Annotated in this window: 13 protein-coding genes; 4 read left to right on the forward strand and 9 right to left on the reverse strand. The window is 60.7% G+C overall.

From position 1 onward, the window contains the following. The first annotated feature begins 226 nt into the window (after positions 1–226). Positions 227–847, forward strand: coding sequence for a DUF5666 domain-containing protein (locus tag HV782_RS08955; protein WP_186748452.1), 621 nt, complete (start codon positions 227–229; stop codon positions 845–847). A gap of 316 nt (positions 848–1,163) precedes the next feature. On the opposite strand, the gene HV782_RS08960 is transcribed toward HV782_RS08955, so the two are convergent. The 8 genes from HV782_RS08960 to gcl all read right to left on the reverse strand — a co-directional run bounded on the left by HV782_RS08960 (position 1,164) and on the right by gcl (position 10,827). Beyond that, positions 1,164–2,162, reverse strand: coding sequence for a sulfate ABC transporter substrate-binding protein (locus HV782_RS08960; RefSeq protein ID WP_123465824.1), 999 nt, complete (start codon positions 2,160–2,162; stop codon positions 1,164–1,166). A 104-nt stretch (positions 2,163–2,266) separates the two neighbouring features. Then, the gene (locus HV782_RS08965) at positions 2,267–3,091 is read right to left on the reverse strand and encodes an ion transporter (RefSeq protein WP_128615310.1); all 825 of its coding nucleotides are present in this window, start codon (positions 3,089–3,091) and stop codon (positions 2,267–2,269) included. A 21-nt stretch (positions 3,092–3,112) separates the two neighbouring features. Then, positions 3,113–4,027 carry an urea transporter gene (locus HV782_RS08970; RefSeq protein ID WP_186748451.1) on the reverse strand — a complete coding sequence of 305 codons (915 nt, stop codon included), beginning with the start codon at positions 4,025–4,027 and terminating at the stop codon, positions 3,113–3,115. Between the two features lie 199 nt (positions 4,028–4,226). Continuing rightward, positions 4,227–5,642 (reverse strand): pyruvate kinase, encoded by a 1,416-nt coding sequence (pyk, locus tag HV782_RS08975; protein WP_186748450.1) that lies wholly within the window; start codon positions 5,640–5,642, stop codon positions 4,227–4,229. Then, a complete protein-coding gene (locus HV782_RS08980; protein ID WP_123465833.1) occupies positions 5,639–6,913 on the reverse strand; it encodes a glycerate kinase type-2 family protein in 1,275 nt (424 codons plus the stop codon). Before HV782_RS08980 ends, pyk begins: the two co-directional genes overlap by 4 nt. Before the next feature lie 170 nt (positions 6,914–7,083). Then, positions 7,084–7,977 (reverse strand): 2-hydroxy-3-oxopropionate reductase, encoded by an 894-nt coding sequence (locus HV782_RS08985; RefSeq protein WP_123465835.1) that lies wholly within the window; start codon positions 7,975–7,977, stop codon positions 7,084–7,086. Between the two features lie 202 nt (positions 7,978–8,179). Next, on the reverse strand, positions 8,180–8,962 hold the full coding sequence (hyi, locus tag HV782_RS08990; RefSeq protein ID WP_123465837.1) for a hydroxypyruvate isomerase: 783 nt from the start codon (positions 8,960–8,962) through the stop codon (positions 8,180–8,182). Between the two features lie 89 nt (positions 8,963–9,051). Continuing rightward, positions 9,052–10,827, reverse strand: coding sequence for a glyoxylate carboligase (gene gcl, locus HV782_RS08995; RefSeq protein WP_123465839.1), 1,776 nt, complete (start codon positions 10,825–10,827; stop codon positions 9,052–9,054). Between the two features lie 268 nt (positions 10,828–11,095). Here gcl and HV782_RS09000 point away from each other — a divergent pair, with 268 nt between their 5' ends. Further along, entirely contained in the window at positions 11,096–11,536 is a 441-nt protein-coding gene (locus HV782_RS09000) for a GlcG/HbpS family heme-binding protein (protein ID WP_186748449.1), read from the forward strand. Between the two features lie 205 nt (positions 11,537–11,741). Then, the gene (locus tag HV782_RS09005) at positions 11,742–12,200 is read left to right on the forward strand and encodes an REP-associated tyrosine transposase (RefSeq protein WP_186748448.1); all 459 of its coding nucleotides are present in this window, start codon (positions 11,742–11,744) and stop codon (positions 12,198–12,200) included. A gap of 126 nt (positions 12,201–12,326) precedes the next feature. On the opposite strand, the gene HV782_RS09010 is transcribed toward HV782_RS09005, so the two are convergent. After that, entirely contained in the window at positions 12,327–12,935 is a 609-nt protein-coding gene (locus tag HV782_RS09010) for a TetR/AcrR family transcriptional regulator (protein WP_128614997.1), read from the reverse strand. Positions 12,936–13,068: 133 nt separating this feature from the next. Here HV782_RS09010 and HV782_RS09015 point away from each other — a divergent pair, with 133 nt between their 5' ends. Continuing rightward, on the forward strand, positions 13,069–13,983 hold the full coding sequence (locus HV782_RS09015; RefSeq protein ID WP_128614998.1) for a DUF808 domain-containing protein: 915 nt from the start codon (positions 13,069–13,071) through the stop codon (positions 13,981–13,983). The last annotated feature ends 76 nt before the right edge of the window (positions 13,984–14,059 follow it).

The raw sequence follows: 14,059 nt of genomic DNA on the forward strand, positions 1-14,059 counted from the left end.
GCGAAAGGGGATGCGGTGAGGCTAAGGGACAAACCGGGTGCGCAGAAGAAGCCTTCGGTTGATATCAATTATTCCGTTGCGGAATGACTGGCTTCTGTCAGGGGGCATCCATCGGTGGACTTTGCGTCCGACCGTTGAAAGGCGATGATACATTCACTTACATCTTCTTCGATAGCGTGCTTATGTTTGCAGCGGCTTGTTCAACATTCATGACCGGAGGATTGCAATGTTTCGTCAGAGGCTTCGCCACACCGTAACCATTGCCTTGATCAGCCTGCTTGGCACGGCCAGCGTACAGGCCGCGGACGCACCGGGGATGCGCATCGGTGTGCGCGGCGAGATCACCGGGGTCAGCGCCGAGGCGCTGAAAGTCCACGTCAACAGCGGCGAAAACGTGGTCATCCAGTTGACCGCCGACACCAAGGTCCGCGCCGTCACGCTGGCAAATATCGAAGACATCAAACCCGGCAGCTACATCGGTTCGGCGGCCATGCCCCAGGAGGATGGCACGCTCAAGGCCCTTGAAGTGCACGTATTCCCGCCGGAACTGGCCGGCAGTGGCGACGGCCATCGGCCGTTCGACCTGGCCAGGGGCAGCAGCATGACCAATGGCAGCGTCGGTGATCTGGTGGTGAGTAATGGGCGGGTGCTGACCGTCAGTTACAAGGGCGGGCAGCAGAAGATCCTGGTGCCGGAGGATGTGCCGATCGTCAATCTGACGCCGGGGGATCGCAGTTTGCTCAAGGTCGGGGTGAAGATTGTCACCTTCGTGACCCAGGGCGCGGATGGCACGCTGACCGCGCAATCGATTTCCGCCGGCAAGGATGGCGTCACTCCACCGATGTAAAAGCCCCTCACCCTAACCCTCTCCCAGAGGGAGAGGGGACTGATTGGGGGATGCTTGAAAGGTGCACCGACCTGGGACTGCTTGGGGGATGCTTGAGAGGTGCACCGACCTGAAACTGATTGGGCGATGCTTGAGAGGTACACCAACTTGGAACTGTTTGGGCGACCGCATAATCGACTCGATATTTCAGGTCGATGTCTGACGCCAGACACCTCGGTCGGCCCCCTCTCCCTCCGGGAGAGGGCTGGGGTGAGGGGCAGGCTTCCACAAAAAAAGGCGACCGCAGAGGATCGCCTTTTTCGTTGTCACTCAAGCCTTACTGGCCGGTATAAATCTGGTCAAAAACCCCACCATCATTGAAATGGGTCTTCTGCACCGATCGCCAGTCACCGAAGGTCTTCTCGACCGAGAGGAAATCGACTTTCGGGAAGCGGTCAGTGTATTTCGCCAGCACCGCCGGGTCCCGTGGACGCAGGTAGTTGGCGGCGGCAATTTCCTGGCCTTCCGGCGACCACAGGTACTTCAGGTATTCATCCGCCGCAGCGCGGGTGCCTTTCTTGTCGACCACTTTGTCGACCACCGACACGGGTGGTTCGGCTTCGGCAGAGACGCTCGGGTAGATCACTTCGAACTGATCGCGACCAAACTCGCGGGCGATCATTTCCGCTTCGTTCTCGAAGGTCACCAGCACGTCGCCGATCTGGTTGGTCATGAACGTCGTGGTCGCGGCGCGGCCACCGGTGTCGAGCACCGGCGCCTGTTTGAACAGCTTGCCGACGAAGTCCTTGGCCTTGTTCTCGTCTCCGCCGTTCTTCAGCACGTAGCCCCAGGCCGACAGGTAGGTGTAGCGGCCATTACCGGAGGTTTTCGGGTTCGGCACGATTACCTGCACGCCGTCCTTGAGCAGGTCCGGCCAGTCTTTCAGGGCTTTCGGGTTACCTTTGCGCACGATAAACACGGTGGCCGAAGTGAACGGCGCACTGTTGTTCGGCAGGCGGGTGACCCAGTTTTCCGGGACCAGTTTGCCGTTGTCGGCGAGGGCGTTGATGTCGGTCGCCATGTTCATGGTGATGACGTCAGCCGGCAAGCCATCAATCACCGAACGCGCCTGTTTGCTCGAGCCACCGAAAGACATCTGCACGGTGATGTTCTCGTTGTGCTCGGCTTGCCAGTGTTTCTGAAAGGCAGTGTTGTAGTCCTTGTAGAAATCGCGCATCACGTCGTAGGAGACGTTGAGCAGGGGCGGTGCGGCTTGCGCCACACTGCCAAAGGCAAGACCGGCGGCGAGAAGTGAGGCGCCAAAGAGTTTTTTCACTGCGCATTCCTTGTTGTGTCGGTGATAGCGGTCGGGGGGATACCGTTTTGCCAGCGACTATAACGGGGCACGCATAGTCGCTTAAAGATTAAAAAGCTCTGTGCTTATTCCATTTTCTTGAACAGTGCATTGCCGCAACGGGAGCAGAACGCCGCGCCATGTTCATGGCTGTTTTTCCTGCACACCGGGCAGTCGTGTTGCAGCTGTTCGCCGCGCATGGCGTTGGCCAGTTCTGCGGTGAAAATCCCGGTCGGCACGGCGATGATCGAGTAACCGGTGATCATCACCAGCGACGAAATCACCTGGCCCAATGGGGTCTTCGGCACAATGTCGCCGAAGCCGACGGTGGTCAGGGTCACGATAGCCCAATAGATGCCCTTGGGGATGCTGGTGAAGCCGTGTTCCGGGCCTTCGATCACGTACATCAGGGTGCCGAACACTGTCACCAGGGTGCAGACGCTGACCAGAAACACCACGATCTTCTGCTTGCTGCCACGCAGCGCCGACATCAGGTAGTTGGCTTGCTTGAGGTACGGGCTGAGCTTGAGCACGCGGAAGATCCGCAGCATGCGAATGATCCGGATGATCAGCAGGTACTGCGCATCGCTGTAGTACAGCGCGAGAATCCCCGGCACGATCGCCAGCAGATCCACCAGTCCGTAGAAACTGAAGGCGTAGCGCAACGGTTTCGGTGAGCAGTACAACCGCAGGATGTACTCCCCGAGAAAAATGATGGTGAAGCCCCACTCGATGTAGGCCAGCACATCGGCGTAGTTCTGGTGAATGCTGTCGATACTGTCGAGCATCACCACCACCAGGCTGGCGAGGATGATCAACAGCAAGGTGCCGTCGAAGCGCCGCCCGGCGAGGGTGTCACTCTGGAAAATCATGACGTAAAGCCGTTCACGCCAACCGTTGTTGCTGTCCATGGATAACGCCTGAATTAAAGATCAGCGCAGCCTAGGTTGATTCTCCCCCTGTACGCAAGGCGTGCCGTCCACGGCCGCTTTGCCGAGCACCTGGATCCCGGCGCGGATCAGCCAGCCGGCTAGGATGAACGGCGCCGTCAGCGTCGCCAGGCCGATGGCGGCGAACAGCGGCGTCACCAGCAATGCCAGCACGATACCGAGCAGCGGCAACCACGGCTGTTGGCGTTGACCACTGAAGGCGAGGGCGGCGAGCACGGCGTTGTAGCTGCCGAGGCCGAGCAACGCCGCGTGGGTTTCATGGTGCAGCAGACTGGAACCGAGGCCGATGGCTGAAGCCAATAGCGCCCAGGCAAACGCACGGCGATCCGCGACCAGCAGACCGGCGGCGACCAATGCGCCGGCCAGCGGATGACCGAGGAACATCACTTGACCCAATCCACGCAGTTCAGCGGCGAGCAGGTTCAGCGTGTTCATCTCGATGTGTGCCATTGGCGCGGACGGTTCGGCGAACAGGAGCAACATCCAGCTCATCGCCACGAACGGCGAGGTGTAGGCCGGTATCGAGCGGCTGCGGTACACATGTTTGAGCCACTGCTGAGTGAGCATCGCGCTCAGGCCGCCAGCCGCCAGAATCAGTGGCGGCAGCAGCGGCGACCAGGGGAAATACAGGCTCAGCAACAAACCGAGCAGCACGCCGTTGTAACTGAACAATCCGGCCTGGCGATCCGCCTTGGCGTAGTTGCGCCGCTGTGCAGTGAGCAACCCGGCGACGGCACCGAGCAGCGCGCCGGCGAACAGCACCGGCGCCGTCAGCAGGATCGCCAACAGGCACAACAGGCCGCACAACGGATGGCGCTGGAGGAATATCTGACTGAAACCGTTGAGCAAAGCCTCGGCCCAGTCGGGGCAGTGGGTGTTGAAATGATTGGCAGGCATGTTGAGAAAATCTGGGCAGTTGGAAAATCAAAAGGTCTTGCAAGTCAGTGTGGCGAGGGGATTTATCCCCGTTGGGCTGCGAAGCGGCCCCCATCGGAGAATGCGGTTTCTCTGTGGAAACCGTCACACCCCTAAAAGCGACGACTGCAGCGCAGCCGAACGGGGATAAATCCCCTCGCCACAGGTTGTGTAGCTTTCTTTAGATCAAGGTTTCGATACGCAGCGAGTTAGTCGACCCCGGCTGCCCGAATGGCACACCAGCGGTGATCAGCAGCGTGTCGCCGCGCTCGGCCATGCCTTGGGCCTGGGCGATCTCAAGCGCGGTCGAGCAGACTTCGTCGACCTGACGCAGGCGATCGTTGACCACCGAGTGAATCCCCCACGCGACACTCAAGCGGCGTGCGGTCTGCAGGTTTGGCGTCAGGTTGAGGATCGGCGCTTTCGGCCGTTCCCGCGCCGCACGCAGGGTCGATGCGCCCGACTCGCTGTAGTTGACCAGCACCGCCACCGGCAGCACGTTGCTGATGCGGCGGATCGCACAGCTGATCGCGTCGGATACGGTTGCTTCAGCCTTTGGTCGGCTGACGTCGAGCTGCGTCTGATAGTCCGGGCCGTTTTCCACCTGACGGATGATCTTGCTCATCATCTGCACGGCTTCCAGCGGGTATTCACCGGACGCGGTTTCCGCCGACAACATCACCGCATCGGCACCCTCGGCCACGGCGTTGGCGACGTCGGTGACCTCGGCGCGGGTTGGCGCCGGGGAGAAGCGCATCGACTCCAGCATCTGCGTCGCCACCACCACCGGTTTACCCAGTTCGCGGCAGGTGCTGATGATGTTTTTCTGGATCTGCGGCACGCTTTCCGCCGGCACTTCCACGCCAAGGTCACCACGGGCGACCATGATCGCATCGCTCCGCTCGGCGATTTCACGCAGTTGCTCAACCGCCGACGGCTTCTCGATTTTCGCCATCAAAAAGGCCTTGTCGCCGATCAGCTCGCGGGCTTCGATGATGTCCTGCGGACGTTGCACGAACGACAGCGCCACCCAGTCCACCCCCAGCTCGAGGCCGAAGCTCAGGTCGCGGCGATCCTTGGCGGTCAGCGGGCTCAGGTCGAGCACCGCTTGCGGCACGTTCACGCCTTTGCGGTCGGAGAGCTCACCGCCGTTGAGCACGGTGGTGTCGATCGCGTCGGTGTATTTGCTGACCACCCGCAGGCGCAGTTTGCCGTCATCGAGCAGCAGATCCATACCGGCTTCGAGCGCCGCAATGATCTCCGGATGTGGCAGGTTCACTCGGCGTTCGTCGCCCGGTGTCGCGTCCAGATCCAGACGGAACGCCTGACCGCGATGCAGTTGCACCTTGCCGTCAGCGAACTTGCCGACGCGCAGTTTCGGCCCCTGCAAGTCCATCAGAATGCCCAGCGGGTAGTTGAGCTGGCGCTCGACTTCGCGGATCCACTGATAGCGCTTGGCGTGGTCGGCGTGATCGCCGTGGCTGAAGTTCAGGCGGAAGATATTGACCCCGGCCTCGACCAGCTCACGGATGTCTTCGATGCCATCGACGGCAGGGCCGAGGGTGGCGAGGATTTTGACCTTTTTATCAGGCGTCATGATTTAGAGCTCTCGAGGATCAGAATGGCGCGGAAGTCGTTGACGTTGGTGCGGGTCGGCTCGGTGACAATCAGCGCATCGAGCGCCTCGAAGTAGCCGTAACCGTTGTTGTTATCCAGCTCGTCGCTGGCGCTCAAACCGAGGGCGGCGGCGCGGGCGTAGCTGTCCGGGGTCATGATCGCGCCAGCGTTGTCTTCCGAGCCGTCGATGCCGTCGGTGTCACCGGCCAGGGCGTAGACGCCGGGCTGGCCCTTGAGGCTGTCGGTGAGGCTGAGGAGGAATTCGGCGTTGCGTCCGCCACGGCCATTGCCGCGCACGGTCACGGTGGTTTCGCCGCCGGAGAGAATCACGCACGGCGCCGCCAATGGCTGGCCGTGGTTGATGATCTGGCGGGCGATGCCGGCGTGGACCTTGGCCACTTCGCGCGACTCGCCTTCGAGGTCGCCAAGGATCAGCGTACTGAAACCGGCCTGGCGGCATTTCACCGCAGCGGCATCCAGCGATTGCTGAGGGCGGGCGATCAACTGGAAGTGGCTGCGCGCCAGACTCGGATCGCCGGGTTTGACCGTTTCCGACTCAGGGCTTTGCAGCCAGTTACGCACGGAAGCGGGAATCTCGATGCCGTAGCGTTTGATGATCGCCAGTGCTTCGGCAGACGTGCTTGGATCGGCCACGGTCGGGCCGGACGCGATGACCGTGGCGAGGTCGCCCGGCACATCGGAAATCGCATAGGTATACACCGTGGCTGGCCAGCAGGCCTTGCCCAGACGCCCGCCCTTGATCGCCGAGAGGTGCTTGCGCACGCAGTTCATCTCGCCGATGGTTGCGCCGGATTTGAGCAGGGCTTTGTTGATCGACTGCTTGTCGGCGAGGGTGATGCCTTCGGCCGGCAAGGCGAGGAGGGCAGAGCCGCCACCGGAGAGCAGGAAGATCACACGGTCGTCTTCGGTCAGGTTACTGACCAGTTCCAGCACGCGTTTGGCCACGGCCAGACCGGCAGCGTCCGGCACCGGATGCGCGGCTTCGACCACTTCGATTTTTTCGCACGGGGCGCCGTGACCGTAACGGGTCACCACGAGGCCCGAGACGTCACCCTGCCAGCAGCGCTCGACCACTTGCGCCATCGCGGCGGCCGCTTTGCCGGCGCCGATGACGATGACTCGGCCAGTGCGATCGGCAGGCAGATGAGCTTCGAGGACCTGGTTCGGATGGGCCGCGTCGATGGCTGTGGCAAACAGCTCGCGCAGCAGTTGTTGCGGATCGACCGACATGGCGGGCTCCCGGAATTCTTGTTATTGGAGTGGAGCGACAACGGTGCAGCAACCCGGTCTCTGTGGGAGCTGGCTTGCCAGCGATTCAGGCGCTGCGGTCCTTCAGAAAAACCGAGTCGATGCCATCGCGGGCAAGCCCGCTCCCACAGGGAGCGAGCCAGAAGTGAAGATTATTTGTTGTCGCGAATCGAGAAGTTGGCCATGTGTTCCAGACCCTTGATCAGCGCCGAGTGGTCCCAGTTGCTGCCACCGATGGCCGCACAGGTGCTGAACACTTGCTGGGCGTTGGCGGTGTTCGGCAGGTTGATGTTCAGTTCCTTGGCGCCTTGCAGGGCCAGGTTCAGGTCCTTCTGGTGCAGGCTGATGCGGAAGCCCGGATCGAAGGTGCCCTTGATCATGCGCTCGCCGTGCACTTCGAGGATCTTCGACGAAGCGAAACCGCCCATCAGTGCTTCACGCACCTTGGCCGGATCGGCACCGTTTTTCGAGGCGAACAACAGCGCTTCGGCCACGGCCTGAATGTTCAGCGCGACGATGATCTGGTTAGCGACCTTGGCGGTCTGACCGTCGCCATTGCCACCGACCAGGGTGATGTTTTTGCCCATGGCCTGGAACAGCGGCAGTGCGCGTTCGAACGCATCGGCGTCGCCACCGACCATGATGCTCAGGGTCGCCGCCTTGGCGCCGACTTCACCGCCGGATACCGGGGCGTCGAGGTACTGCGCGCCTTTTTCGTTGATTTTCTTGGCGAAGGCCTTGGTGGCGGTCGGCGAGATCGAGCTCATGTCGATCACCACTTTGCCTTTGCCGATACCGGCGGCAACGCCGTCGGCGCGGAACAGCACGTCGTCGACCTGCGGGGTGTCCGGAACCATGACGATGATGAATTCAGCTTCCTGCGCCACTTCGCGCGGGTTGGCCAGGGCGACGGCGCCAGCGGCAACCAGGTCGGCAGGCGCGGCGTCGTGGTGCGCCGACAGGAACAGGCTGTGACCGGCTTTCTGCAGGTTCGCCGCCATTGGGTGGCCCATGATGCCGGTGCCGATAAATCCGATTTTAGCCATGAGAAAATCCTCTTGTTTTTGTCTTGCTCCCAACACCGAGTCGGTGAGCTTTTGTGGCGAGGGGATTTATCCCCGATGGGCAGCGAAGCTGCCCCAGATTTTTTGCAATGCGCGGGTGTAGCTATTACGACTGCTGCGCAGCCGAACGGGGCGGTGCGACGATTCGCTAAATCCCCTCGCCACACGGGCTATGCGTGGTCAATCAGATTGCGTTGTGGGTTTTCAGCCAGCCGAGGCCCGCTTCAGTGGTGGTCAGCGGCTTGTACTCGCAACCCACCCAACCCTGATAACCGATGCGATCGAGGTGTTCGAACAGGAAGCGGTAGTTGATCTCGCCAGTGCCCGGCTCGTTGCGCCCCGGATTGTCCGCGAGCTGCACGTGGTTGATCTCGCCCAGGTGCGATTGCAGGGTGCGGGCCAGATCGCCCTCCATGATTTGCATGTGGTAGATGTCGTATTGCAGGAACAGATTGGCGCTGCCGACCTGCTCGCGGATCGACAGGGCTTGCGCCGTGTTGTTCAGGTAGAAGCCCGGAATGTCGCGGGTGTTGATCGCTTCCATCACCAGTTTGATGCCCGCTGCCTGCAGCTTGTCGGCGGCGTATTTCAGGTTGGCGACGAAGGTTCTTTCCACGGTGGCATCGTCGACGCCTTGCGGGCGGATACCGGCCAGGCAGTTGACCTGAGTGTTGCCCAGCACTTGCGCGTAGGCGATCGCCAGATCGACACCGGCGCGGAATTCTTCAACCCGGTCCGGCAGGCAGGCGATACCGCGCTCGCCCTTGGCCCAGTCACCGGCCGGCAGGTTGAACAGCACTTGGGTCAGACCGTTGGCGTCGAGCCTGGCCTTGATTTCGGCGGAGCTGAAGTCGTACGGGAACAGGTATTCCACACCACTGAAACCGGCCTTGGCGGCGGCGTCGAAACGGGCAAGGAAATCCTGTTCGGTGAACAGCATGGACAGGTTGGCTGCGAAACGCGGCATGGTGGTCTCCTAAAAACGCATGTGACACGGTTGATCAGACTGAACGCGATCAAGTCCCCTCTCCCGGAGGAAGAGGGGGCCAATTACGTTTAGTCGAGCAGCGAAATCGCCGTTGGCGCATCGTTGCCGACCAGCGCCAGGTCTTCGAATTCATTGACGGCGTTGATCTCGGTCCCCATGGAGATGTTGGTCACACGCTCCAGGATGATTTCGACGATCACCGGCACCTTGAACTCTTCGATCATCTGTTCGGCCTTGCGCAGGGCAGGGGCGATTTCCGAGGGTTCGAACACACGCAGCGCCTTGCAGCCCAGGCCTTCGGCGACTGCGATGTGGTCAACCCCGTAACCGTTGAGTTCCGGCGCGTTCAGGTTATCGAAGGACAGCTGCACGCAGTAGTCCATTTCGAACCCGCGCTGGGCCTGGCGGATCAGGCCCAGGTACGAGTTGTTCACCACAACGTGGATGTACGGCAGTTTGAACTGAGCGCCGACCGCCAGCTCCTCGATCATGAACTGGAAGTCATAGTCCCCCGACAGGGCCACGACTTTACGGCTCGGATCGGCCTTGACCACGCCCAGCGCTGCCGGAATGGTCCAGCCCAACGGGCCGGCCTGACCGCAGTTGATCCAGTGACGCGGCTTGTAGACGTGCAGGAACTGCGCGCCGGCAATCTGCGACAGACCAATGGTGCTGACGTAGCAGGTGTCTTTGCCGAACACCTGGTTCATCTCTTCGTAAACGCGCTGCGGCTTGACCGGCACGTTGTCGAAGTGGGTCTTGCGGTGCAGGCTGGACTTGCGCTGCTGGCAATCCTGCAGCCAGGCAGAGCGGTTTTTCAGCTTGCCGGCGGCTTGCCATTCACGCGCCACTTCGATGAACACGGTCAGCGCGGCAGCAGCGTCGGACACGATGCCCAGGTCCGGGGTGAACACGCGGCCGATCTGCGTGCCTTCGATGTCGACGTGAATGAACTTGCGACCTTCGGTGTACACATCGACCGAACCGGTGTGACGGTTGGCCCAGCGGTTACCGATGCCCAGTACCACGTCGGATTTCAGCATCGTCGCGTTGCCGTAACGGTGCGACGTCTGCAGACCGACCATGCCGACCATCAGCGGGTGATCGTCCGGGATGGTGCCCCAGCCCATGAGGGTCGGGATGACCGGGATCCCGGTCAGCTCAGCGAATTCAACCAGCAGATCGCTGGCATCGGCGTTGATGATGCCGCCACCGGCCACCAGCAATGGACGCTCGGCCTGATCCAGCAACGCCAAAGCTTTTTCAACCTGAACGCGGGTCGCAGTCGGCTTGGCCAGCGGCAGCGGCTGGTAAGCGTCGATGTCGAATTCGATCTCGGCCATCTGCACGTCGAACGGCAGGTCGATCAGCACTGGGCCTGGACGGCCGGAGCGCATTTCATAGAAAGCTTTCTGGAACGCGTAAGGCACCTGGCCCGGCTCCAGAACTGTGGTCGCCCACTTGGTGACGGGCTTGACGATGCTGGTGATGTCGACCGCCTGGAAGTCTTCCTTGTGCATACGGGCGCGGGGTGCCTGGCCGGTAATGCAGAGGATGGGGATCGAGTCGGCCGAGGCGCTGTAGAGCCCGGTGACCATGTCGGTACCGGCAGGGCCGGAAGTACCGATGCACACGCCGATGTTGCCGGCCTTGGTGCGGGTGTAACCCTCGGCCATGTGCGACGCGCCTTCGACGTGGCGAGCGAGGACGTGATCGATGCCACCGACTTTCTGCAAGGCGGAGTACAGCGGGTTGATCGCAGCGCCGGGAATGCCAAAGGCGGTATCAACCCCTTCACGGCGCATCACCAGAACGGCGGCTTCGATTGCTCTCATTTTGCTCATGGTTTTGTGCCTCTTTACGTTTTGTAATTGTATACAAGTGGCTTTGCGCAGAGTGTATTCACGGCGGACGGCGCAGGTCAATCCATTTTCTCAAGCGCCTGTTTCATTCGTCGGAAGCCGTATCTACTGTGGCTTTTCGTCGCATGTGGCGCTTTTCGAGAATTATTGTATACAAAAAAATAACTCATTGTGTTCTATTTGTTGCATCGGACTGCGGCACAAAACCGCAGCCCCCCGACTTTCCCAATAACAAAATGAGGACGGCACCATGAGCGCTTTAACCTTGAAAGTCGCAGTCAACCTGGTCAACGAAGCCATCAGCGCCGGGCGAGCTGTCAACGCTGCGCCGCTGACCATTGCGGTACTCGATACCGGCGGCCACCTGATCACCCTGCAACGCGAAGACGGCGCCAGTCTGCTGCGCCCGCAGATCGCCATCGGCAAAGCCTGGGGCGCTATCGCCTTGGGCAAGGGCTCACGCCTGCTGGCGCTGGACGCCCAACAACGCCCGGCCTTTATCGCCGCACTCAACAGCATGGGCCAGGGCAGCGTCGTCCCGGCCCCGGGCGGGGTGTTGGTTCGCGATCAGGCGGGGAATGTGCTGGGAGCGATCGGCATCAGCGGCGATCTGTCGGATATTGATGAGCAGGTGGCGATCAGGGCAGTGGAGGCGCTGGAGTTGAAGGCGGATGCGGGGGTGGCGGCTTGATCAGTAGCGTCTGAAGTAAAGCAATCGCTGGCAAGCTCCCACAAGGTTTTGTGTCGTTCACAAATTTTGTATTCAACATCAAAACTGTGGGAGCTGGCTTGCCAGCGATGGCGGCCTGACTGACATATCAAGATAAAAGACGGCCGAGCCAGATGGGGCGCTGCGGTCTAGCCTTCTGGTGAACTCATCATCAAGGGGCAAAGGATTGCCTGATCTTCCGGCTTCACATCGTCTGCGAACCGGCCGCTATGCCGAGCCCAATCAAATCTATCTGCTGACAACCAACACACTTGGTCGCGAACCTATCTTTGCCAATTTCGCTTTGGGTCGATTGGTGGTTCATCAATTTCGCCGGGCACAGGAGCTTGGATTGGCTAATTCACTGGCGTGGGTGGTCATGCCTGACCATTTTCATTGGCTCGTTGAGCTGGAAAATTGTTCGCTCAGAAGGCTGATGGGGGAAACCAAGTCGCTGATTACCCGTGAAGTGAATCTATCCAGCGATCGTAGCGGGCCGCTTTGGCAGCAGGGTTTTCATGATCGAGCATTGAGGCGGGAAGATGATCTGGTGAAGATGGCGCGCTATGTGGTCGCTAACCCGTTGCGGGCAGGATTGGTAGAAAGGCTGGGTGATTATCCGCTGTGGGATGCCATCTGGGTTTGATCTGATACCGAGTTGCCGCCATCGCTGGCAAGCCAGCTCCCACAGGTTTGCTTGTTGAATGCAGATTTTGCAAACGACAAAAAACCTTGTGGGAGCTGGCTTGCCAGCGATAGGGTCACCGCGGTCTTACTGATCCGGCTCACACCCCTTCAACACCAATCGGATAATCGTCTGCGCTGCCGCTTCATAATCCGCCTCGTCGAGCTTGTCCTTGCCGGTGACCGCAGAGATCTGCCAGTCGAAGTCGGCGTAGGTCTGGGTCGCGGCCCAGATGCTGAACATCAGGTGGTTGGGGTCGATCGGGGCGATCTGGCCGCGGTCGATCCAGGTCTGGATGCAGTCGATGTTGTGCTTGGCCTGGCCGTTGAGTTGCTCGACCAGGTCGGCGCTCAGGTGCGGGGCGCCGTGCATGATTTCGCTGGCGAACACTTTCGAGGCAAAGGGCAGGTCGCGGGAGATGCGGATCTTCGAGCGGATGTAGCCGCTGAGCACTTCGCTCGGCACGCCGTCCGGGTTGAACGGGGTCGAAGCCTGCAGGATCGGCACGATGATGCTTTCCAGCACCTCGCGGTAGAGGTTTTCCTTGGACTTGAAGTAGTAGTAGACGTTGGGTTTGGGCAATCCTGCCTTGGCGGCGATGTCGCTGGTTTTGGTCGCCGCGAAGCCCTTGTCGGCGAATTCCTCGCTGGCGGCACGCAGGATCAGTTCTTTGTTGCGCTCGCGGATTGTGCTCATAAACCCGGTGGTTCCTTGCCTGTTCTGGCGGTTGCGCATGGTAGCACCGGCCTCGCGCGTGGCTCAAGAATGCCCGTGTGGCCTGCAGTCGCGGTATGCTGCGCGGCATTATTCACATAAGGAAACAAGATTCATGGCAGGAAGCAGTTTGCTGGTGCTGATCGACGATATTGCCACCGTTCTGGATGACGTGGCGTTGATGAGCAAGATGGCCGCGAAGAAGACCGCCGGGGTGCTCGGCGACGATCTGGCGCTCAATGCCCAGCAGGTCTCCGGGGTGCGCGCCGAGCGGGAAATTCCGGTGGTCTGGGCGGTCGCCAAGGGTTCGTTCCTTAACAAGTTGATTCTGGTGCCGTCCGCGCTGGCGATCAGTGCGTTCGTACCGTGGCTGGTGACGCCGCTGCTGATGGTTGGCGGCGCCTATCTGTGTTTTGAGGGTTTTGAAAAGCTCGCGCACAAGTTCCTGCACAGCAAGGCCGAAGATGACGCCGAGCATGCGCAACTCACCGAGGCGGTCGCTGACCCGACCACCGATCTGGTGGCCTACGAGAAGGACAAGATCAAAGGCGCGATCCGCACCGACTTCATCCTCTCGGCGGAAATCATCGCCATCACCCTCGGTACCGTGGCCGATGCCTCGTTGACCCAGCAAGTGATCGTGATGTCCGGCATCGCGATTGTCATGACCGTTGGCGTTTATGGCCTAGTGGCCGGCATCGTCAAACTCGACGACCTGGGCCTGTGGCTGACGCAGAAATCCGGCTCGGCAGCAAAAAGCATCGGCAACGCGATCCTGCGCGCCGCGCCGTACATGATGAAAGGCCTGTCGGTGATTGGTACGGCAGCGATGTTTCTGGTCGGCGGTGGCATCCTCACCCACGGCATTCCTGTGGTGCATCACTGGATTGAAGGCGTTGGCGCAGCGGCGGGCGGTGCCGGGTTTGCGGTGCCGGTGCTGCTCAACGGCGTGGCGGGGATCATCGCGGGCGCGGTGGTGCTGGCGGTGGTTTCTGTCGTCGGCAAAATCTGGCGCGCCTTGAAGAGCTAACCAGCGACACAAAACAAATGTGGGAGCGAGCTTGCTCGCGAAAGCGGAGTATCAGTCGACTTAAACGTTGACTGGA

This window comes from Pseudomonas monsensis (assembly GCF_014268495.2).
Classification (GTDB): Bacteria; Pseudomonadota; Gammaproteobacteria; order Pseudomonadales; family Pseudomonadaceae; genus Aquipseudomonas; species Aquipseudomonas monsensis.